We start from the raw sequence: 19,822 nt of genomic DNA on the forward strand, positions 1-19,822 counted from the left end.
CGAATGGGGAAGACTTTGCTTGATTTAGCGTCATCAGCAGGCCTCAATGCGGCATTTGACGCGTCGGCTGCGGCGTTGATGACCGACGCCGGTCGGTGGGGCCTGGCCGAGGCCGTCGCGTTGGTGCGTACCGTACGAGAGGGCTGTACACCAGTACTCTCAGGCCCCGCCGAGCGTCTCCGACTGAGCGATGAGCTCAGTGAGCTCGCGCGTAGGGACGGGATTGTGAGAGCGCGTGTCGCTGCCTACGCTCGCCGCTACGGTCCTGCTGACTTCAAGGTCAAGGTGCCGAACATGCTTCTGTCGCGCACCGGGCCCTGGATCGACCGGGCCGACGTGTTCGACTGCCTCTTGAAGGAACGCGGACGCCCCGGGCACGGGTGCCGTGGCGCAGTCCTGCACGGAACCGGGGGTGTCGGGGCGAGCTCCTGTGCCATCGCGTTCGGCAAGGAGTACGCACAGCTTTTTGATGATGGTCAGTTGTACGCCGACCTGCGAGGTTCTGCGCACACGACGATCTCGGCAGGTGAGGTGCTGAGACTATTTCTCGAGAAGCTCGGCATGCCCCGGGACGACGTCCCGTCCACCCCCGACCAGCGCGCGGAACGACTCCGGGAACTCACCTCCGGAAGGCGCCTGCTGGTGGTCCTGGACCACATCAGCGATGTCGATCAGGTCACTCCGCTGCTGACCGACGACGAGAACGTCTTCACCGTGGTGGTCTCTGCCAACGGTCCGATGCCCGAGCTGCCGCTGATGGAGGTGGAGATCGGCCCGCTGCGTGACCGCTATCCGCACGAAATGGTCGCCTCGATCACCAGCGAGAAGCGCGTCAAGACCAACCGTCGTAAGGCCCGTACGGTGATTCAAATGTGCGAGGGATCCCCGTTCGCCCTGCAAGCTCTTGGTGAACACATGCGCCTTCGCCCCCAACGCAGTTGGGCGGAAGTCGAAGGCGAGTTCCGTGCCCTCGCCGGCGGTGTACCCGATGGGGATCCCGTTGCGCTGACTGTGCGATGGCTCACGCAGCAACTCGAAGTAGAGGAACGACAGCTCCTCACGCCACTCGTCATGCGCCCCTGGCCGTCGTTCACCAGCGCGCTCGCGGCCGAGGTCGTGGGAATCGGTGAGATCGAGGCCGAACGCATGCTGCGCCGCATGGCGAAGCTTGGACTCGTGAAGTCGTGCGGAACGGCCCGGTACACCATCCGTCCAACTGTCCGACGCCACCTGCCTGGCGTCATGGACGATGACGCGTCCAGGTGGGACAGTGTCGTAGGTGCGACGCTGGACGCCTACCTGCGCCTGGCCGTCCACCTCGACTACATCGCGCTCCCGGAGCGGTGGCACCTGAATCCGATGCACGACGAGGTCAAGCTGCGGGCGCGCGCCGATCACGCTCGGCTCAGTGTCCAGCAGGCCCTTGCGAGGCTGCGCGAGGAGTTGCCCAATCTCCTCGAAGCCGTCCGTACCGCGCACGCGATGGGCGAGTGGGTCACGACCTGGCAGCTGGTCGATGCCCTATGGGCTCTGCAGCTGAAAGTCGGCTTCGCCGAGGTACTGCTCCCGGTCATAGGCCTGGCCATCGAAGCCGCCCAACGCTGCGGCAATGAGCGCGCGGAGTCGCGGATGTGCTTCCAGGCCGCCTTCGCGCACATGGCTCTCGGCCAGATGCGGCAGGCCGAGGGACAATTGGAGGCCGCGCTCGCCGTGGCCGAACGCGATGGCAATCTCCTCAGCAGGGCAAGTGTCCTGGAGGGCATGGCCCAGCTGAACCTGAACCGCTACACGACCAATCCGGTCCAGGGCCTGATCGACGGGGCGTTGGCCCTGCTGGAAAGCATTCCCGAAGACGACCCGGATCATAATCACACCCCACGGGCCCGAGCGCTCCTTATCCAGTTCACCGGTCTCAGACACTTCCTCGACGGCGAGGAAGACGAGGCCCTCGACGCCTACCGTCGCGCGCTCCGCGAGTTCGGCAATGCGAAGGACACCTACAACCAGGCACGGGTACGGATGCGCATGGCACTGGTCCACCGTGCGCGCAAGCAGCCTGCCGTTGCGGCCGAAGCGCTCGACCGGGCGCTTGGGGTGCTGAACATCGATGCACCCGGCCAGATCCGCGCGGACGCCTCCGAGCAACGTGCCGCCTGCGCACGAGAGCTCGGTCGGGCGGACGAGGAGATCCATTTCCTCGAGACAGCGTTGCGGGACCACGAGGCGGATGAACGCCCCGCGGCCGCCATGAAAGTCCGGCAACTGATTGAGGATCGCTGCCGCGGTTACTGAGGCTGAACTCGTGTTGTCGTAGGGGGTGACTGCGGGTCGGTAGCTGCGGTATCACCGGAGTCATACGGTTTCCACACGGTGGTCCCAGCGCGGGCCGGTTCCATGGGCAGACTGCAAGACAGTGACTATTGCAGTGGAAGGTTTTCGGCTCCGCCCTCGTCGGTAACTGGTCGACCGTCCCGCGGATGTCGCGGCCGGGGCACGGCGTCCCAGGTGGGACTCGGGAGCAGAGTCCCCGGTGAAGCCCGTTCCCGGGCGCCGCCACCCGGCCGCGGTCCGGCGGACGCTGCTCGATCAAACTCTGTCCGGGGAACGAACCAGAAGCATTCCCGCACCTTAGGAGCGGGCTCGGCCGACGCCGTTGGCAAGGGCGTCGACGAAGGCCCCGGGGTCGGTGACGGTCAACTCCCCCTTCAGCTCCGCGCGGCCGATCCTGGCACCCTGATGCTTGGCTGTCAGGCTCAGCTTGGGTATGCCCCGCCGACTCGCGCATGCCAGGTCCCCGTACTCTTTCCAGGCTGTGGGCAATGTCGTCGACCGGTAGCAGACGGAGCCCGGGCCTTTCGGCCGCATGCGCGGGTCGGCTGAGCCAAGTGACGGTTACCCGTCTGAATACCTCAAGGCATGTGTGACGATCACTGTGGAGGTCAGAATGAACTCGCTGAGGGTGGATGTCCTGGCCTTCGACGCGCCGTGCGAGCGGTGTTCGTTCTCCTTTTGGTGGGTATTCGCACTGTTGCCCTCTCATAGGCCTCGGGGCGACGAGTTCACCACCACGGACTTTCCCGCAGCGGTTGAGACGGCCCGCGACATCCTCGCGGACCCGGACAGCGAGCCAGGCCTCCGCGAGCAGTTGGCTGACAGGCCGGCGTGGCAGCGCGGGCGAGGGTTCAACCCCAACCGCTGCGCCTCCTGTGGGCACCAAGCCGACTGGCACACGTTTGAGAAGATCGTTGACCAGGCCCTTTACGGAGGCTGGATTTATGCCGCTGTGGGCCGGGTTCCCGTGGAACGTTGGCGTGCGATCAGGGGTGGCGGGCAAGGGGTCAGCTGGCCGTACTGCTGACGCTGCCCATGCGTGCACCATCGCCTACCTGAAGAATTGGTTTGGTAGGAGGTTTGCCAGGTCCGGAGATGGAAGACGCCTCGATCGGACTGCGAAGTAGCACGATGCGTGCGTTAAAGGTCAAGCATCGATGGTGGACGATTTCTCGGTGCCCCTACAAGACGCCAAGATCGACCGTGACAGGGAATGGTGCGGTGGCCTTCACCGTGCCGGTGAACATCTCGCCGTCCCGGTAGGCCTTGGTGGCGGGGTCGAGGACGTAGGTGTAGATGATGGGAACACCGGTGGCGGCCTGCTCGACCCGCCAGTAGAAGGGGATCCCGGCCTTGGCGTACTGGTCCACCTTCACGACTCGGTCGGTGGTCTCAGAGCCGGGCGAGACGACCTCGACGACCAGAAGCACGTGCTCCGGGCGAGTGGGCGTGAGGTCGATGGTCTCTGCCCGATACACGGTGACGTCCGGGCGGCGGTTGGTGAGCGGAACGTCCTGCAGGCGTACGTCGAAGTCCGTGTCGGCGTTCCAGTCCTCGCCTGCCGCGGTGTCCAGGGCATTGGCCAGGATCCGGGCCAGCCGGTTGTGCCGTTTTGAGGCGCTCGGGCTCACGACGACCATCCCGTCCACGATCTCGATGCCGGCACACTGCTCCTCGGACCAGGAGTCGTACTGCTCCGCGCTGACCTGCGTATGCATCCACGCGGGCGCCACCATCTCGGCGGCCATGGTGTACCTCCTTCGAGGAGCTTCCGTAGTTTCGGCGCTGCTGGGCCCAGCCTACTGTCGCGTGATGCCGGGGTGCCCGATTCGGATGAGGGCGGCGGGCCTCGCCAATGGGGTTGGGCATTGTGAGAGGCTGAATCGCATGAACCGGCTGGCTGGTGTGACCTCGCCTTATCTGCTGCAGCACGCTGACAACCCGGTCGACTGGTGGCCCTGGGGGCCGGAGGCTTTCGAGGAGGCCCGGCGGCGCGATGTGCCCGTCCTGCTGTCGGTCGGGTACTCGGCGTGCCACTGGTGCCATGTGATGGCTCATGAGTCGTTCGAGGACGAAGCGGTCGCGGCGTACCTGAACGAGCACTTCGTGCCGGTCAAGGTCGACCGCGAGGAGCGTCCGGATGTGGACGCCGTCTATATGGAGGCCGTGCAGGCGGCGACCGGGCAGGGCGGCTGGCCGATGACCGTGTTCCTCACCGCCGACGCGGAACCCTTCTACTTCGGGACGTACTTCCCGCCCGAGTCCCGCCACGGACTGCCCTCGTTCCGGCAGGTGCTCGAAGGAGTCGTCGCGGCCTGGACGGACCGGCGCGACGAGGTCGGGGAGGTCGCCGGGCGCATCGTCCACGACCTGTCGCAGCGCTCCCTCGCGCACGGCGGCGAGGGGCTGCCGGCCGAGTCGGAGCTGGCGCAGGCGCTGCTCGGGCTGACACGGGAGTACGACGAGAAGAACCGCGGCTTCGGCGGCGCGCCCAAGTTCCCGCCGTCGATGGTGATCGAGTTCCTGCTGCGCCACCACGCCCGTACCGGCGCGGACGGTGCGCTCCAGATGGCGGCCGACACCTGCGAGGCGATGGCCAGGGGCGGGATGTACGACCAGCTCGGCGGCGGCTTCGCCCGGTACTCGGTGGACCGGGAGTGGGTCGTCCCGCACTTCGAGAAGATGCTCTACGACAACGCGCTGCTCTGCCGGGTGTACGCGCACCTGTGGCGCTCGACCGGCTCCGAACTGGCCCGGCGGGTGGCTCTGGAGACCGCCGACTTCATGGTCCGGGAGCTGCGTACGACCGAGGGCGGCTTCGCCTCCGCGCTCGATGCCGACAGCGAGGACGCGCAGGGCAAGCACGTCGAGGGCGCGTACTACGTCTGGACGCCGGCGCAGCTGCGCGAGGTGCTGGGCGAGGACGACGCAGCCTTCGCCGCGGAGCACTTCGGGGTGACCGAGGAGGGCACCTTCGAGGAGGGGTCCTCCGTGCTCCAGCTGCCGCTCACCGGCCCGGTGGACGAGGCGCGGGCCGCCGACGTACGGGCCAGGCTCCTCGCCGCACGTGAGCTGCGCCCCCGGCCGGGGCGGGACGACAAGGTGGTCGCCGCGTGGAACGGGCTGGCCGTCGCGGCCCTCGCGGAGGCGGGCGCGTACTTCGACCGCCCCGATCTCGTCGAGCGCGCCACCGAGGCCGCGGACCTGCTGGTGCGGCTGCACATGGGGCCGGTCGCCCGGCTGGTCCGGACGTCCAAGGACGGGCGCGCCGGGGAGCACGCGGGCGTGCTGGAGGACTACGGCGATGTCGCGGAGGGCTTCCTCGCGCTGGCGGCCGTCACCGGTGAGGGCGTCTGGCTGGAGTTCGCGGGCTTCCTGCTGGACATCGTGCTGGAGCACTTCACCGGCGAGGGCGGTCAGCTCTACGACACCGCGGACGACGCCGAGAAGCTGATCCGCCGCCCGCAGGACCCCACCGACAGCGCCACCCCGGCCGGCTGGACGGCGGCGGCCGGCGCGCTGCTCTCGTACGCCGCGTACACCGGCTCCGAACCCCACCGCACCGCCGCCGAGCAGGCGTTGGGCGTGGTGAAGGCGCTCGGCCCGAAGGCGCCGCGGTTCATCGGCTGGGGGCTCGCGGTGGCCGAGGCGCTGCTCGACGGCCCGCGCGAGGTGGCCGTCGCCGGGCCGGTCGGCGGCGAGCTGCACCGTACGGCGCTGCTGGGACGGGCGCCGGGCGCGGTGGTCGCGGCGGGCGAGACGTCGGGCTCGGAGTTCCCGCTGCTGGCGGGCCGTCCGATGCTGGGCGGAGCGCCGACCGCGTACGTGTGCAGGCACTTCGTGTGCGATGCGCCGACCACGGACCCGGAGGCGCTGGCGGAGGCGCTCAGGGGCGGCGGTTCCTGAGGCCCGTCACAGCAGCAGCCCGCCCTCCAGCGTGTCGAGCGCCTCGTTGATCAGGACGATCAGGTCGCCCTCCTGATCGTGCTCTCCCCAGTACAGCGTCACCTCGCGCAGGGCGCCGAGCACCGCCGCGACGAAGACCCGGATCCTCAGGTCGTCCGCGCCGCGGCCGGTGCGGTCGGCGAGCACCTGGGAGAGGATCTTCGCCGTGTCCGACATGGTCTCCGTCATCCGTGCCCGGATGGCGGGGACCTCGACCATCAGCCGGGTGCGCTCGCGCAGTTCCTCGTTCTCCGTGGCGATGAACGAGGACAGCGTCTCGACCATCATCAACCGCACGGAGACCAGGGGCGGTTCATCGGCCGGACGGCTCCGCAGCGACGCTTCCATGATCGGGTCGTACTCGTCGGTGAGGACGATGTCCTCCTTGGTCGCGAAGTACCGGAAGACCGTGCTCGGCGAGACCTCCGCCGCCTCCGCGATCTGCTCGATGGTCGTCGCGTCGTACCCCTGCTCGGCGATCAGCCGGTAGGTCGCCTTCCGGATGGCGACCCGGGTCCTGAGCTTCTTGCGCTCGCGCAGCCCCATCGGGGGCTGTGCGCCGGGTGCGGTGGGAGGGGTGTGAGAGGTGGCGGCCATGGTCGCCATTGTCAGGCATCGACGGGGGTGGCGGCCACGTCGGCCGGCTCCTCGCGCCTCGGCTTCGGGGTGGTCAGGAAGGCTCCGACCAGCAGGGCGCTGACCAGTGCGGTGGCGCCGATGACGAGCATGACCAGGCTCATGCCGTGCAGATAGGCGGCGTCGGCGGAGTCCGCGAGCCGCTGTACCCCGAGCTTCGCCGCGACGGCGTGGGCGGCGACGACCGAGTCCCCGGCCGTGTCCGCCGCGGCGGCCGGCAGCCCCGCGGTGTCGAGCCGGCCGCTGTAGGCGCCGGCGAGCAGGCTGCCCAGCAGGGCGATCCCGAGCGCGCTGCCCGTCTGGCGCACGGTCATCAGCAGTCCCGAACCGCTGCCCGCCCGGTCCGGGGGCAGGGCGCCCAGCGCGGCGTCCATGGCGGGCACGACGGCGAAGCCGAAGCCGAAGCCCGCGATGGAGAGCCAGAGCGCGGTGAAGCCGTAGCCGCTGTCGACCGTCGTACGGCTGCCGAGGAGCGCGGCGAAGGCGAGCACGACGAGTCCGGCCGACATCGTCGCGCGGGCCCCGAAGCGTGCGTTGACCGGGCCGCCCGCCCGCGAGGCGACGATCAGCCCGCCCATCATCGGCAGCATCCGTACGCCCGTGCCGAAGGCGTCGTTGCCCAGTACGGCCTGGAGGTAGCCGGGCAGGATGAACATCAGCCCGGCCAGTACGAACATCACGAGTGTCGCGGCGAGCGTGCTGAGCAGGAACGTCCGCTGCCGCAGCAGGTCCATGTCGAGCATCGGGCGGGTGGCCTTGCGCTCACGCAGGACGAGTGCGGCGATCAGGAGCACGGCGGCGGCCAGCACCGCCAGGACCAGCGGGTCGCCCCAGCCGCGGCCCGGCGCCTCGATGACCGCGTAGATCAGGGTGCCGAGGCCGGTGGCGGTCAGCACGGTGGAGACGAGGTCGACCCTGGGGGCCGCGGGGTCGCGCGTCTCGGGGAGCAGGAACACGCAGGCGGTGACGCCGATGCCCACCATGGGCACGTTGACCACGAAGACCGAGCCCCACCAGAAGTGGTCGAGCAGCCAGCCGCCCAGGATCGGGCCGAGCGGCATGCCGAGCGCGGAGGCGGCCGAGACGATGCCGATGGCCTTCATCCGGTCCTTCGGCTCCCCGAACAACGAGGGCAGTACGGCCATGGCGAGCGGCATCACGAGGGCGCCTCCGACCCCCATCACGCAGCGGGCCGCGATCACGGTCGGCACGTCGGTGGCGAACGTGCCGATGACCGAGCCGACGAGGAAGACGCCGAGGCCAGTGATGAGCATCCGGCGTCGCCCGAAGCGGTCCCCGAGCAGACCCGCCGGAAGCATCAGCGCGGCGAACACGACGACGTACGCGTCGGCCATCCACTGCTGCTGGCCGGTGGTGGCGCCGAGATCACCGGCCATGGTCGGCAGCGCCACATTGAGGATGGTCATGTCGAAGCCCAGGACGAGCATGCTCGCCACCAGCGCGCCCAGGGCCCACCAGCGTCGGTTCATGGCGTACTCCTTTGAGGGTTGCAGTCAAGTGACAGTAACTCTCAAAAGATTGTGAGTGTCAACATAGGTCCCGTGCTCCCGGTGTCCGGGCATGCGAAAGGGCCGCGGCTCGAACGCCGCGGCCCTTTGCGGGTTTCAGCTCTGGTTGTACGCCACCAGGGAGATGCCGACGTAGTGCACGATGAACGCCGCCAGGGTCAGCGAGTGGAAGACCTCGTGGAAACCGAACCAGCGCGGTGACGGATTCGGCCGCTTGATGCCGTAGATCACGCCGCCGGCGCTGTACAGCACCCCGCCGACGACCACCAGCACCAGCACCGCGATCCCGCCGGTCCGCATGAAGTCCGGCAGGAAGAAGACCGCGGCCCAGCCCATCGCGATGTAGCAGGGCGTGTAGAGCCAGCGCGGGGCGCCGACCCAGAACACCCGGAAGGCGATGCCCGCGACCGCCGCGCCCCAGACCGCCCACAGCAGCGGGGTCCCGGTGGAGCGGGGCAGGAGCAGCAGGGTCAGCGGCGTGTACGTGCCCGCGATGATCAGGAAGATGTTGGCGTGGTCCAGCCTGCGCAGCACCGCCTCGCCGCGCGGTCCCCAGGTGCCGCGGTGGTAGACGGCGCTCACGCCGAACAGCAGGCACGCGGTCAGGATGTAGACCCCGCAGGCGATCCGGCCGCGGGTGGTGTCCGTGAGCGCGATGAGCACGATGCCGGCGATCAGGACCGCGGGGAACATGCCGGCGTGCAGCCAGCCGCGCATCCGCGGCTTCAGCTCGACATCGTCGGTTCCGGCTGGTTCCAGCCCGGTGGGCTCGGGCGCGGCGGCAGCGGCAGCAGTCATTCCCGCATCGTACCTACGCCACCGTAGGTTGCGGATATGAGTGGTGATGCTCACGTGGGCGGCCCCCTGGACATATGGGCGGAACGGTCGGATGATCAAATGAGTGCGGTCGGCACCGGATGAGCGCCAGGGGAAATCCGAAAGGGTAGAAGCATCCGGGTCGCAGCCCCCACGGGGCCTACCAGACAGACACCCTCATCAAGGAGCGATCGTGGCGCGCGACATCGCGGCTCCCCTCACTGTTCCCACCAACCACCAGGAGCTCGTCTCCTGGGTCGACGAGATCGCAGCCCTCACCGAGCCGGACCGAGTGGTCTGGTGCGACGGCTCCGAGTCCGAGTACGAGCGCCTGTGCGGGGAGCTCGTGGCCAAGGGCACGTTCACCAAGCTCGACGAGATCAAGCGCCCGAACTCCTACTACGCCGCCTCCGACCCGAGCGACGTCGCACGGGTCGAGACCCGTACGTTCATCTGCTCCGAGAAGGAGGAGGACGCCGGTCCGACGAACCACTGGAAGGACCCCGCGGAGATGCGGGAGATCTTCGTGGGCGACAAGGGTGTCTTCCGCGGCTCCATGCGCGGCCGCATCATGTACGTCGTGCCCTTCTGCATGGGCCCCGTCGGCTCGCCGCTCTCCGCGATCGGCGTCGAGATCACCGACTCCGCGTACGTCGCCGTCTCCATGCGCACCATGACCCGCATGGGACAGCCGGTCCTCGACGAGCTCGGCACCGACGGATTCTTCGTCAAGGCCGTCCACACGCTGGGCGCACCCCTGGAGGAGGGCGAGGCCGACGTTCCGTGGCCCTGCAACTCCACCAAGTACATCTCGCACTTCCCCGAGGACCGCGAGATCTGGTCCTACGGCTCCGGCTACGGCGGCAACGCCCTGCTCGGCAAGAAGTGCTACGCGCTGCGCATCGCCTCCGTCATGGCACGCGACGAGGGCTGGCTCGCGGAGCACATGCTGATCCTTAAGCTCACGCCCCCGCGCGGGGAGTCGAAGTACGTGGCGGCAGCGTTCCCCTCCGCCTGCGGCAAGACGAACCTCGCCATGCTGGAGCCCACGATCTCCGGCTGGACCGTCGAGACCATCGGTGACGACATCGCCTGGATGCGGTTCGGCGAGGACGGCCGGCTCTACGCGATCAACCCCGAGGCCGGTTTCTTCGGCGTCGCGCCCGGCACCGGCGAGCACACCAACGCCAACGCCATGAAGACCATGTGGGGCAACTCGGTCTTCACCAACGTCGCGCTCACCGACGACGGCGACGTCTGGTGGGAGGGCATGACGGAGGAGCCGCCCGCGCACCTCACGGACTGGAAGGGCAACGACTGGACCCCCGAGTCCGGTACGCCCGCCGCCCACCCCAACGCCCGCTTCACCGTCCCGGCCGGCCAGTGCCCGATCATCGCGCCCGAGTGGGAGGACCCCAAGGGCGTGCCGATCTCGGCCATCCTCTTCGGCGGCCGCCGCGCCTCTGCCGTACCGCTGGTCACCGAGTCCTTCAACTGGCAGCACGGGGTCTTCCTCGGCGCCAACGTCGCCTCCGAGAAGACCGCCGCCGCCGAGGGCAAGGTCGGTGAGCTGCGCCGCGACCCGTTCGCCATGCTGCCGTTCTGCGGCTACAACATGGGCGACTACATGAAGCACTGGATCAAGGTCGGCGCGGACAAGCCGGACCAGTCCAAGCTCCCGAAGATCTACTACGTGAACTGGTTCCGCAAGAACGAGGCCGGCAAGTTCGTCTGGCCCGGCTTCGGTGAGAACAGCCGCGTCCTGAAGTGGATCGTCGAGCGGCTGGAGGGCAAGGCCGAGGGCGTCGAGACCCCGATCGGCATCCTGCCGGCCAAGGGCTCGATCGACACCGAGGGCCTCGACCTCTCCGAGTCCGACCTGGACTTCCTGCTCAAGGTCGACAAGGAGGTCTGGCGCGAGGAGGCGGCGCTGGTCCCCGAGCACCTCAACACCTTCGGGGACCACACGCCGAAGGAGCTGTGGGACGAGTACCGCGCCCTGGTCCAGCGCCTGGGCTGAGGTCCTGGTCCAGCGCCGGCTGTACGGTGAGACGGCCCCCGGAACCGCACAGGTTCCGGGGGCCGCGCCGTGCGCGCGCCCAGGGGTGGGAGTTCGGGGACGGGGGGACACGCATGACGGTCCGCCGCTCTTTCCGCGGCGGCGCAATGCCCTGTCACGCCGTCAGGTGATCCTGATCGTGGCGGCGACCCCATAGCCCGTGGCAGGAATGCGTGGCACCCGGCCCACGCGCCTCTACGGCACGTGGACCGGGGCCGTCAGAGGGCGCCGACCAGGTGCGACGGGTCGGCGGAGAGTGCCGCGGTGTGGGCGTCCATCCGCTCGGCCGAGAGGATCGCGACGGCCGTGTCGGCGCGGGACGCCGCCACCACCAGGGTGCGGCCCGCGAGGGCGTGGGCGCGGCGGTGCAGGGCCGGGGCGGGGGCCTCGCTCAGACCGGCGTGCCGGGCGGGCGGTGTGCCGCGCAACCGGGCGACCTGTTCGGCGATGCGGTCGCCCGCCTCGCCGAGCCCCAGCTCATCGGTGACCGCGAGGAGTGCGGCCAGATGACCGGCGAGCTGGATGTCCAGCTCTTCCTCGCGGGTGCGGTGCGGGAAGTCGGCGTGGTCGGCCGGTGTGTGGACCGATTTGGTGCGGATCGGTTCGTACATGGATGGCCTCCTGGTGTTGCTGTGGAACCATCCTAGCTTGGATTCAGTCTAAAGTTGTCCAGATTCACGATCGGGCGGTACGTACCATCACCCGGACCGCGTCTACACCTGGCTGTACCCGTCCAGGAAGCGGGCGATCCTGCCGATCGCGTCCGTCAGGTCCTCGGTGGAGGGCAGGGTCACGACCCGGAAGTGATCGGTCTCCGGCCAGTTGAACCCCGTCCCCTGCACCACCATGATCTTCTCGGCCCGCAGCAGGTCGAGGACCATCTGCCGGTCGTCCTTGATCTTGTAGACCTTGGGATCGAGCCTCGGGAAGAGATACAGCGCACCCTTCGGCTTCACACACGTCACGCCCGGGATCTGGGTCAGCAGGTCGTACGCCACGTCCCGCTGTTCCAGGATGCGGCCGCCCGGCAGCACCAGGTCGTTGATCGACTGCCGCCCGCCGAGCGCGGTGGCCACCGCGTGCTGCGAGGGCATGTTGGCGCAGAGCCGCATGTTGGCCAGGATCGTCAGCCCCTCGATGTACGAGGAGGCGTGCGCCTTCGGACCGCAGACCGCCATCCAGCCGGAGCGGTAGCCGGCCACCCGGTAGTTCTTCGACAGCCCGTTGAAGGTGAGGACCATCAGGTCGGGCGCGATGGCCGCGGTCGGGGTGTGGGTCGCTCCGTCGTACAGGATCCGGTCGTAGATCTCGTCGGAGCAGACGACGAGGTTGTGGCGGCGGGCGATCTCCGTCAGCCCCCGCAGCATCTCGTCGTCGTACACCGCACCCGTCGGGTTGTTCGGGTTGATGATCACCATGGCCTTGGTGCGGTCGGTGATCTTCCGCTCGATGTCCGCGAGGTCCGGCATCCAGTCGGACTGCTCGTCGCAGCGGTAGTGCACGGCCGTGCCGCCGGCCAGCGAGACCGACGCCGTCCACAGCGGGTAGTCCGGGGCCGGGACCAGCACCTCGTCGCCGTCGTCGAGCAGCGCCTGCATCGACATCTGGATCAGCTCGGAGACGCCGTTGCCCAGGTAGACGTCCTCGACGTCGAGGTCGATCCCCTTGGTCTGGTAGTGCTGCATCACCGCCCGCCGCGCGGACAGCAGCCCCTTCGCGTCGCCGTAGCCGTGCGCCCCGGAGAGGTTGCGCAGGATGTCCTCAAGGATCTCCGGCGGGCACTCGAAGCCGAACGCGGCCGGGTTGCCGGTGTTCAGCTTGAGGATGCGATGGCCTGCCGCTTCCAGCCGCATCGCCTCCTCCAGCACGGGGCCCCGGATTTCGTAACAGACGTTGGCGAGCTTCGTGGACTGGATGACCTGCATGTCTGCGAGCTTACGACTGTGTTTCGCGGGGTGCCCGGCCTTTCCCCGCAGGTTGACCCAGCCGGGTCGCCCGGCCCGCCCGGCCCGGCTTCCATCCCATGCGCCCACCGCCCGCGAACCGTGGGAACGCGGGGCGCGGAGGGGGGCCGGGCTTGGAAAGGTGTGGGGCCGGGGCGTGACGGAGCAGGACGGGTGAGATGCGCCACGGCGGGTTTCCCGTGGGGTGCGCATGCCCCGGTGGGTGGGGGTTCGGGGTCCCTCCGGGGCGTCTCCTCAAACGACGAACGTGCGGCGGGACCGCAAGGGCACCCGGGTATCCGTTCGTCGTCCTGCGAGGACTCCCCTGCACGCCCCCGAACCCGCCCGCCTCGCGCCTGCGAGCAGATTAGGCCGGTGTGCAGACGCGACTGACGCAGGGGTGGGGACGTGCAGGGGAGTCCCCGCAGGAAATGGCGTACGACCCGGGTCCCTCACGTACCCGGGTGAACACGCCATTTTCGAGGAGACGCCCCGGAGGGGCACCACCCCCCACCCACCGGACCAGGCGCACCCCGCACAGGCGGAGCACCCGCACCAAAGCCCGTCCGGCGATTGAGGACGGAACCGGTCAGCACAGGGCCCCGCACCCGGCTACTTGTCCTCGGCCAACGTGTGCGCGACCAGCGCATTGGCGTGGCCGTGCCCCATCGCGTGCTCGGACTTGAGCCAGGCCACGATCTCCATGTGCCGGGTCAGCGGCGAGGCGCGGATGAGGTCCTTCCACTCCGCGACCGGACGGCCGTACTTCTGCTCGATCGACGGGAAATAGCTCGCGGGGCCCTTCACTGCGTCAGTCATGGCGTAAGCCTCCCATCCGGGTCTGACAGTCGACCGGATCCGCAGCTCGGAAACCGTGTCCCGGTGGTCGTCCACGGCTGCCGGCCGGCCCCGGTGATCTGATCCGCCCCTTGTGCGGCTCCCTCGACATGCGCCACCATGCGCATGTCAAAACCGGAAGAACTTCGGTCGCAGAGGCCCCACACGCTCTGCGCAGGTCACTTGAGGGGACCCCCACATGCAAAAGCCTCTCGTCGGTGCGCTCTTCGCCGTGCTGCTCCTCGGAGCCGGCACGGCGCCCGCGACCGCGGCCACAAGCCACGACGCGACAGCACCCAGCACGGTCAAGGCGGCAGCGTCATCGAGCCACACGGCGGTCCGGGCGAAGGCCCGGACCAAGGCGGTCGGCTTCGCCGGAACCGTGGCGCTCAGCAACTGTTCGGGATCTGTCGTCCGTACACCCGGCTCCCAGCCGGACGATCCCGCGCTCGTGCTCTCCAACGGGCACTGCATGGAGTCCGGTTTCCCCGGGCCCGGTGAGGTCGTGATCGACCAGCCGTCCACCCGCAGCTTCACCCTGCTGGACGCCTCCGGCGGCGACCTCGGCACGGTACGGGCGAGCAAGATCGCGTACGGGACGATGACGGACACCGACATATCGGTGTACCAACTCACCTCCACGTACGCCGATATCGAGAGCGACTACGGGATCGAGGCGCTGGAGCTCAACACCGCGCACCCGGTGCAGGGCGCGGCGATCACCGTGGCGTCCGGGTACTGGAAGCGCACGTACAGCTGCAACGTCGACGGGTTCGTCTACCGCCTCAAGGAGGGCGAGTGGACCTGGAAGGACTCGGTCCGCTACACCTCCGCCTGCCAGACCATCGGCGGCACGTCCGGCTCCCCGGTGATCGACGACGCCACCGGCAAGGTCGTCGCCGTCAACAACACCGGTAACGAGGACGGGCAGGAGTGCACGGACAACAATCCGTGCGAGGTCGACGAGAACGGCCAGGTGACGGTCCGCGAGGGCATCAACTACGCCCAGGAGACGTACGGCATCGTGCCGTGCATCGGTGCGGGCAACGTCTTCGACCTGGATGCGGAAGGGTGCGCGCTGCCCAAGCCGTAACGGGTGGGGCACAGCCGGGCGGGGCGGGAGTTGTCTCCCGCCCCGCCCTGTTCCAGGTCTTTGTCCGGCTCAGATCTTGCGCCACCGGGCGTGTGCCCAGGAGTAGAGGCCGAAGGCGGCCAGGCCCACCGCGATGAGGGCCAGCAGCCACGGGCCGGCCGGGGTGGAGCTGAAGGAACGCAGCGTGTCGTCCATGCCCTTCGCCTCGCCGGACCGCGCCTTCACCGCGGCGGCGACGGCGAATCCGCCCGCGACCGCGAAGACGAGGCCGCGGGAGACCCCGCCGAACACTCCGGTGATGTCCACGCCACGCCGCTGGGCGGGCGACATCTCGCCCATCCGCAGGCGCTTGTGGAACTTACGCATCGCGGCCCGGGCGGCTATGTACAGGCCGATTCCGGCGATGGCCACGCCTGCGATACCCACCAGCCAGCGACCGCCCGGCAGGTCGAGCACCTTCGCCGTGACGTCCTGCGACTGCGAGTCGCTCGAACCGCTGCCGCTGCTCTTGCTGCCGGCGGCGAACGTCAGGACCGAGTAGGAGACGAAGCCGTAGAAGACGGCGCGCCCCGCCGACGCCAGCCGCTTGGTCGCCTTGTCCCCGTCGGGGCCCGAGGCCCCGAACGCGGCCTCGGACAGCCGCCACAGGGCCATGCCCACGAGGGCGATGCCCAGGATCCACAGCAGGACGGACCCGAAGGGCTTCTGGGCTATCTCGCTCAGCGCCCCGCCCCGGTCGGCCTGCTTCTTGCTGCCGCCTCCACCGTTGCCGTCGGTGAAGGCGATGCGCAGGGCGAGTACGCCGACGAGGATGTAGATCACTCCACGGGCAACGAATCCGGCACGGCCGCCCGCCTCGACCGCCGAACCGCTTCCGGCGCGTCTTGCCTTTCCGTGCCCTTTTCTGGCTGTCGCAGAGATATTCATGTGGCCCGGATGCCCGGGAAGACGGTCGGGAAACGATTCGGCCCCGGTCGGAAAGGGATGCGGTGGCCGAGGTGTGGACCGCCGGGACCGGGGCACTCGAATGCGCGGGGGCTGATCGGAATGGTTCTGGTGCCGATGGTGGGGCGGGGGTTTCAGGCCGTGTTCGTGTCCCCTTACGCCCGGCCCCGCCGGACGGCGGCCTCGATGCCGTCCAGCAGTACGTCCAGTCCCGCGGTGAACGTCTCCCGCGCCTCGCGTTCCGGATAGGGCACCGCGTCTTCCCCGGCCGGTTCCGGCCGCGCCGACTCCCGCTCCCGCGCCGACTCCCGTTCCATCCGGTTCAGTTCCGGGTAGCGGTCCGCGAAGTCCGGGACCAGCTCCATGAGCGCCCCCGAGCGGGCGTACCACCACTCCTCGTCCGCCCGCCCCGTCGCCGACGCCGCCGCGCGCGCGTCGGCGACGGTCTGTGCGGCGCCCCGCACGAAGTGGAACAGCGTCCCGACCAGGCGCCGCAGCACCCCGGCGTCGAGCCCGGTGCCGTAGAGGAGGCGCACGAGCGCGTCCAGCCCGGCGTACTCGTGCGGGCCGAGCACCGGACGGGCCTGGGAGACCTGGAGCACCCAGGGGTGGCGCAGGTAGAACGCGAGCGTGTCCCGCGCCCAGTCCGTCAGATCCGTACGCCAGTGGCCCGATCCGGCGCGGCCGGCGGGGAGTTCCGCGTGCACCGCGTCGTACATCAGGTCCAGCAGCTCGCTCTTGCCGGGAACGTAGGTGTAGAGCGCCATCGCCGTGCGCCCGAGCCGCTCGCCCACCGCCCGCATCGACAGCGCGGCCATGCCGTCCTCGTCGGCCACGGCGATCGCGGCGGTCACGATCGCGTCGACCGTCAGCCCCGGCCTGGGCCCCGGACCGGCCGTGCCACCCGCCTCGCGCGGTGCGGCCGAACGCCACAGCAGCGACATCGACCGACGGGCATCGCCCTGCCCGGCATAGACCACCACTTGCGACTCCTTACGTCGTAAAGTAACTTCGGGCGGTAATTCCTTATGGCGTAAAGTACCAAAGTCCGGTGAGGGGCTGGTTTCGCGTGGTGGTGCAGGGGTTGGCTGTGTCGTATGTGCGGGTCGAGGATGTCGAGCGGATCAGCCCGCGGATGCTGCGGATCAGCTTCTCCGGGGACGCGCTGGCGTCGCTCATGGAGGACCGGCCCGACCAGCAGATGAAGCTCTGCTTCCCGAGGCCGGGGCAGCGCGTGCCCCGGCTGCCGGAGCCGGACGCCGAGGACACCTACGGCATGCGCTGGTACGAGGCGTACCTCGCGATCCCCGAACCGGAGCGGCCGCTCATGCGGAGCTTCACCGTCCGCTCGTACGACCCGGGCTCCGGCCTGATGGCCGTCGACTTCGTGCTCCACGGCGACGACGGGCCCGCCACCCGCTGGGCCCGTACCGCCGGGCCGGGGGACGTGGCCGGCATGGTCGGCCCGTCCTCCGCGTACGCCAGGCCGCTGCCCCGGGCCGGGCATCTGCTGCTGGCCGGTGACGAGTCGGCGCTCCCGGCCATCGGGACGATCCTCGAAGCCCTGCCGGCCGGGGCGCGGGTCACGGTCTGCGCCGAGGTGGCCGACGCCGCGGAGGAGCAGCGGTTCGACAGCGCGGCGGAGGTGACGGTGTGCTGGGTGCACCGGGACCGGGGCGCATCGCTGCTGGACGCCGTCCGGTCCGCCGCGCTGCCGCAGGGCGATACGGCCGGCTGGCTCGCGGGCGAGGCGGGCACCGTCCGCGTGCTGCGCCGCCATCTCGTCGAGGAGCGCGGACTGCCCAGGTCCGCCGTCGAGTTCAGCGGCTACTGGCGGCGGGCACTGACCCAGGACGACGCGCCCACGGAGGAGGACCTCGCGTGGGCGGCGGAGCGGGCGGCGGAGACTCCCTGAGCGAGGCGGCGGAGACTCCCTAAGCGGGGCGCCCGGAGCGCACGGAGCGGCCGGCCAGGGTCTGGGTCCGCTTCCCGTCCTCGATGACGAAGCGGCCGTCGATCAGTACGTGCGGGATGCCGAACGGCAGGGTGCGCGGCTCGTCGAACGTGGAGCCCGCCGCCACCGTCGACGGGTCGAAGAGGACCAGGTCCGCCCGGTAGCCCTCGCGCACGAGCCCGCGATCGGCCAGCCGCAGCCGGGCCGCCGGCCGTGAGGTGAGGTGGGCGACGCACTCCTCCAGGCCGAGGATGCCCAGCTCCCGGGTGTACCGGCCGAGGTACTGCGGGAAGGTGCCGTAGGCGCGCGGGTGCGGCTTGTCGCCCTGGAGGATGCCGTCGCTGCCGCCGGTGTGGACCCGGTGGCGCATGATCTGCCGGACGTTCTCCTCGTGGCCCACGTGCTGGAGGATCGTTGTGCCGAGCCGGTCGTCCCGGAGCACCCGCCGCGCGGTCACCCAGGGCTCCTCGCCGCGCAGCCGCGCGGACTCGGCCACCGTACGGCCGACGTAGGCGTCGAGGCCGGGCACGCTGACGCCGGAGATCTCGATGCGGTCCCACTCGATCGGCACGCCGTGGCAGCCGTCCGCCCCGACGACCTCCATGTCGTGGCGGATCCGCGCCGCCGTCGCGTCGTCGGCCAGCCGGGCCAGGATCGATTCGGGGCCGCCCTCGCTCGCCCAGCTCGGCAGCATGGCGACCAGCGTCGTGCAGCCCGGGGTGTACGGGTAGGTGTCGAGGGAGATGTCGGCGCCCGCGTCCAGCGCCCGGTCCAGGAGGGTGAGCAGCTCCGGCGCCTTCCCCTCGTTCACGCCGAAGTTCATGGTGGCGTGCGCGAGGTGCAGGGCGCAGCCCGCGGTGTGGGTGAGCCGCACCATCTCCTCGTACGCCTCCAGCGCGCCCGCCCCGTAGGAGCGGTGGTGCGGGCAGTAGTAGCCGCCGTGCTCGGCCACCACCCGGCAGAGCACGGTGAGTTCGGCGTCGTCCGCGTACATGCCCGGGGTGTAGGTGAGCCCGGAGGACATGCCGACGGCGCCCTCGGCCATGGACCGGGCGACGAGTTCCCTCATCCGGGTCAGCTCGGCCTCCGTGGCGGGCCGGTCGTCCCAGCCGACCGCGTACATCCGGACGGTGCCCTGCGGGATCAGGTAGGCGGCGTTGACGGCGATGCCCTGCCCGCCGAAGTTGCGGTCGAGCCGGTCCAGGTACTCGCCGACGGTGCGCCAGTCGAAGTCGATGTCGCTCCCGTCGCCGTTCCAGCCGGTGATGGAGCGGCGGACCTCCGCGAGGGTGCGGTCGTCGACCGGGGCGTACGACAGCCCGTCCTGGCCGATGACTTCGAGGGTGACGCCCTGTGCGGCCTTCGCGCTGTGGTCGGGGTCGCGGAGCAGCGCGAGGTCGCTGTGGGCGTGCATGTCGATGAAGCCCGGGGAGAGGGCGAGCCCGTCGGCGTCCAGGGTGCGGGCGGCGGAGGGGCGGGGGCCCGGGGCGTGCTCCGGGTGGATCTCCGCGATCCGGCCGTCGCGGACGGCGACATCGGCGCGGTAGGAGGGGGCGGAGGTGCCGTCGATGACGCGCGCGTCGCGGATGACCAGGTCCATGGGGGTGCCTTTCGCGTTCCAGCCCCGCCGGCGTTTGAGGCGCGGGGTCGGGGCGGAGCCCCGGTTGCGGGGAGAGTGGGGTCTCCCCTGCTCGAACGAAGTTGAGGGCTTGGGGGCGGGGTGGGGAAGGGCAC

At 69.8% G+C, this 19,822-nt stretch carries 17 protein-coding genes; 6 read left to right on the plus strand and 11 right to left on the minus strand.

Annotation, left to right across the window (positions count from 1 at the left end):
• The first annotated feature begins 294 nt into the window (after positions 1-294).
• A complete protein-coding gene (locus OG892_RS25800) occupies positions 295-2,292 on the plus strand; it encodes an NB-ARC domain-containing protein (RefSeq protein ID WP_371630405.1) in 1,998 nt (665 codons plus the stop codon).
• A 336-nt stretch (positions 2,293-2,628) separates the two neighbouring features.
• Here the strand turns inward: OG892_RS25800 and OG892_RS25805 are convergent, their stop codons facing one another.
• A complete protein-coding gene (locus OG892_RS25805) occupies positions 2,629-2,865 on the minus strand; it encodes a type I-E CRISPR-associated protein Cas6/Cse3/CasE (protein WP_371630406.1) in 237 nt (78 codons plus the stop codon).
• Positions 2,866-2,920: 55 nt separating this feature from the next.
• On the opposite strand from OG892_RS25805, the gene OG892_RS25810 reads away from it, so the two are divergent.
• Positions 2,921-3,358: a hypothetical protein gene (locus OG892_RS25810; RefSeq protein WP_371630407.1), complete on the plus strand. Its 438-nt coding sequence runs from the start codon at positions 2,921-2,923 to the stop codon at positions 3,356-3,358.
• A gap of 154 nt (positions 3,359-3,512) precedes the next feature.
• Here OG892_RS25810 and OG892_RS25815 read toward each other — a convergent pair whose 3' ends face one another.
• Entirely contained in the window at positions 3,513-4,079 is a 567-nt protein-coding gene (locus OG892_RS25815) for a Uma2 family endonuclease (RefSeq protein WP_371630408.1), read from the minus strand.
• 139 nt (positions 4,080-4,218) lie between these two features.
• Here OG892_RS25815 and OG892_RS25820 point away from each other — a divergent pair, with 139 nt between their 5' ends.
• Positions 4,219-6,237, plus strand: a complete 2,019-nt coding sequence (locus OG892_RS25820) for a thioredoxin domain-containing protein (RefSeq protein ID WP_371630409.1) — start codon at positions 4,219-4,221, stop codon at positions 6,235-6,237.
• Positions 6,238-6,243: 6 nt separating this feature from the next.
• On the opposite strand, the gene OG892_RS25825 is transcribed toward OG892_RS25820, so the two are convergent.
• From OG892_RS25825 to OG892_RS25835, 3 genes are all read right to left on the minus strand, one after another.
• The gene (locus tag OG892_RS25825; RefSeq protein WP_073736822.1) at positions 6,244-6,873 is read right to left on the minus strand and encodes a TetR/AcrR family transcriptional regulator; all 630 of its coding nucleotides are present in this window, start codon (positions 6,871-6,873) and stop codon (positions 6,244-6,246) included.
• A gap of 11 nt (positions 6,874-6,884) precedes the next feature.
• Entirely contained in the window at positions 6,885-8,402 is a 1,518-nt protein-coding gene (locus OG892_RS25830; protein ID WP_073736766.1) for an MFS transporter, read from the minus strand.
• 135 nt (positions 8,403-8,537) lie between these two features.
• Positions 8,538-9,239, minus strand: coding sequence for a hemolysin III family protein (locus OG892_RS25835; protein WP_073736765.1), 702 nt, complete (start codon positions 9,237-9,239; stop codon positions 8,538-8,540).
• Between the two features lie 211 nt (positions 9,240-9,450).
• On the opposite strand from OG892_RS25835, the gene OG892_RS25840 reads away from it, so the two are divergent.
• Positions 9,451-11,277: a phosphoenolpyruvate carboxykinase (GTP) gene (locus OG892_RS25840; protein WP_371630410.1), complete on the plus strand. Its 1,827-nt coding sequence runs from the start codon at positions 9,451-9,453 to the stop codon at positions 11,275-11,277.
• A gap of 257 nt (positions 11,278-11,534) precedes the next feature.
• On the opposite strand, the gene OG892_RS25845 is transcribed toward OG892_RS25840, so the two are convergent.
• From OG892_RS25845 to OG892_RS25855, 3 genes are all read right to left on the minus strand, one after another.
• Positions 11,535-11,927 (minus strand): hypothetical protein, encoded by a 393-nt coding sequence (locus OG892_RS25845; protein ID WP_073736763.1) that lies wholly within the window; start codon positions 11,925-11,927, stop codon positions 11,535-11,537.
• 102 nt (positions 11,928-12,029) lie between these two features.
• A complete protein-coding gene (locus tag OG892_RS25850; RefSeq protein WP_073736762.1) occupies positions 12,030-13,241 on the minus strand; it encodes a pyridoxal phosphate-dependent aminotransferase in 1,212 nt (403 codons plus the stop codon).
• A gap of 630 nt (positions 13,242-13,871) precedes the next feature.
• Positions 13,872-14,078: a DUF4287 domain-containing protein gene (locus OG892_RS25855; RefSeq protein WP_073736821.1), complete on the minus strand. Its 207-nt coding sequence runs from the start codon at positions 14,076-14,078 to the stop codon at positions 13,872-13,874.
• Between the two features lie 217 nt (positions 14,079-14,295).
• On the opposite strand from OG892_RS25855, the gene OG892_RS25860 reads away from it, so the two are divergent.
• Positions 14,296-15,189, plus strand: a complete 894-nt coding sequence (locus OG892_RS25860) for a serine protease (protein WP_371630411.1) — start codon at positions 14,296-14,298, stop codon at positions 15,187-15,189.
• Positions 15,190-15,258: 69 nt separating this feature from the next.
• Here the strand turns inward: OG892_RS25860 and OG892_RS25865 are convergent, their stop codons facing one another.
• On the minus strand, positions 15,259-16,116 hold the full coding sequence (locus OG892_RS25865; protein ID WP_073736760.1) for a DUF1206 domain-containing protein: 858 nt from the start codon (positions 16,114-16,116) through the stop codon (positions 15,259-15,261).
• A 173-nt stretch (positions 16,117-16,289) separates the two neighbouring features.
• Positions 16,290-17,117, minus strand: a complete 828-nt coding sequence (locus tag OG892_RS25870; protein WP_371630412.1) for a TetR/AcrR family transcriptional regulator — start codon at positions 17,115-17,117, stop codon at positions 16,290-16,292.
• Between the two features lie 89 nt (positions 17,118-17,206).
• Here OG892_RS25870 and OG892_RS25875 point away from each other — a divergent pair, with 89 nt between their 5' ends.
• Complete coding sequence (locus OG892_RS25875; RefSeq protein ID WP_371631686.1) at positions 17,207-18,049, plus strand: siderophore-interacting protein; 843 nt, start codon at positions 17,207-17,209, stop codon at positions 18,047-18,049.
• Between the two features lie 19 nt (positions 18,050-18,068).
• Here OG892_RS25875 and OG892_RS25880 read toward each other — a convergent pair whose 3' ends face one another.
• Positions 18,069-19,688 carry an amidohydrolase family protein gene (locus OG892_RS25880; protein ID WP_371630413.1) on the minus strand — a complete coding sequence of 540 codons (1,620 nt, stop codon included), beginning with the start codon at positions 19,686-19,688 and terminating at the stop codon, positions 18,069-18,071.
• Between the last annotated feature and the right edge of the window lie 134 nt (positions 19,689-19,822).

The organism is Streptomyces sp. NBC_00341 (assembly GCF_041435055.1).
Taxonomy (GTDB): domain Bacteria; phylum Actinomycetota; class Actinomycetes; order Streptomycetales; family Streptomycetaceae; genus Streptomyces.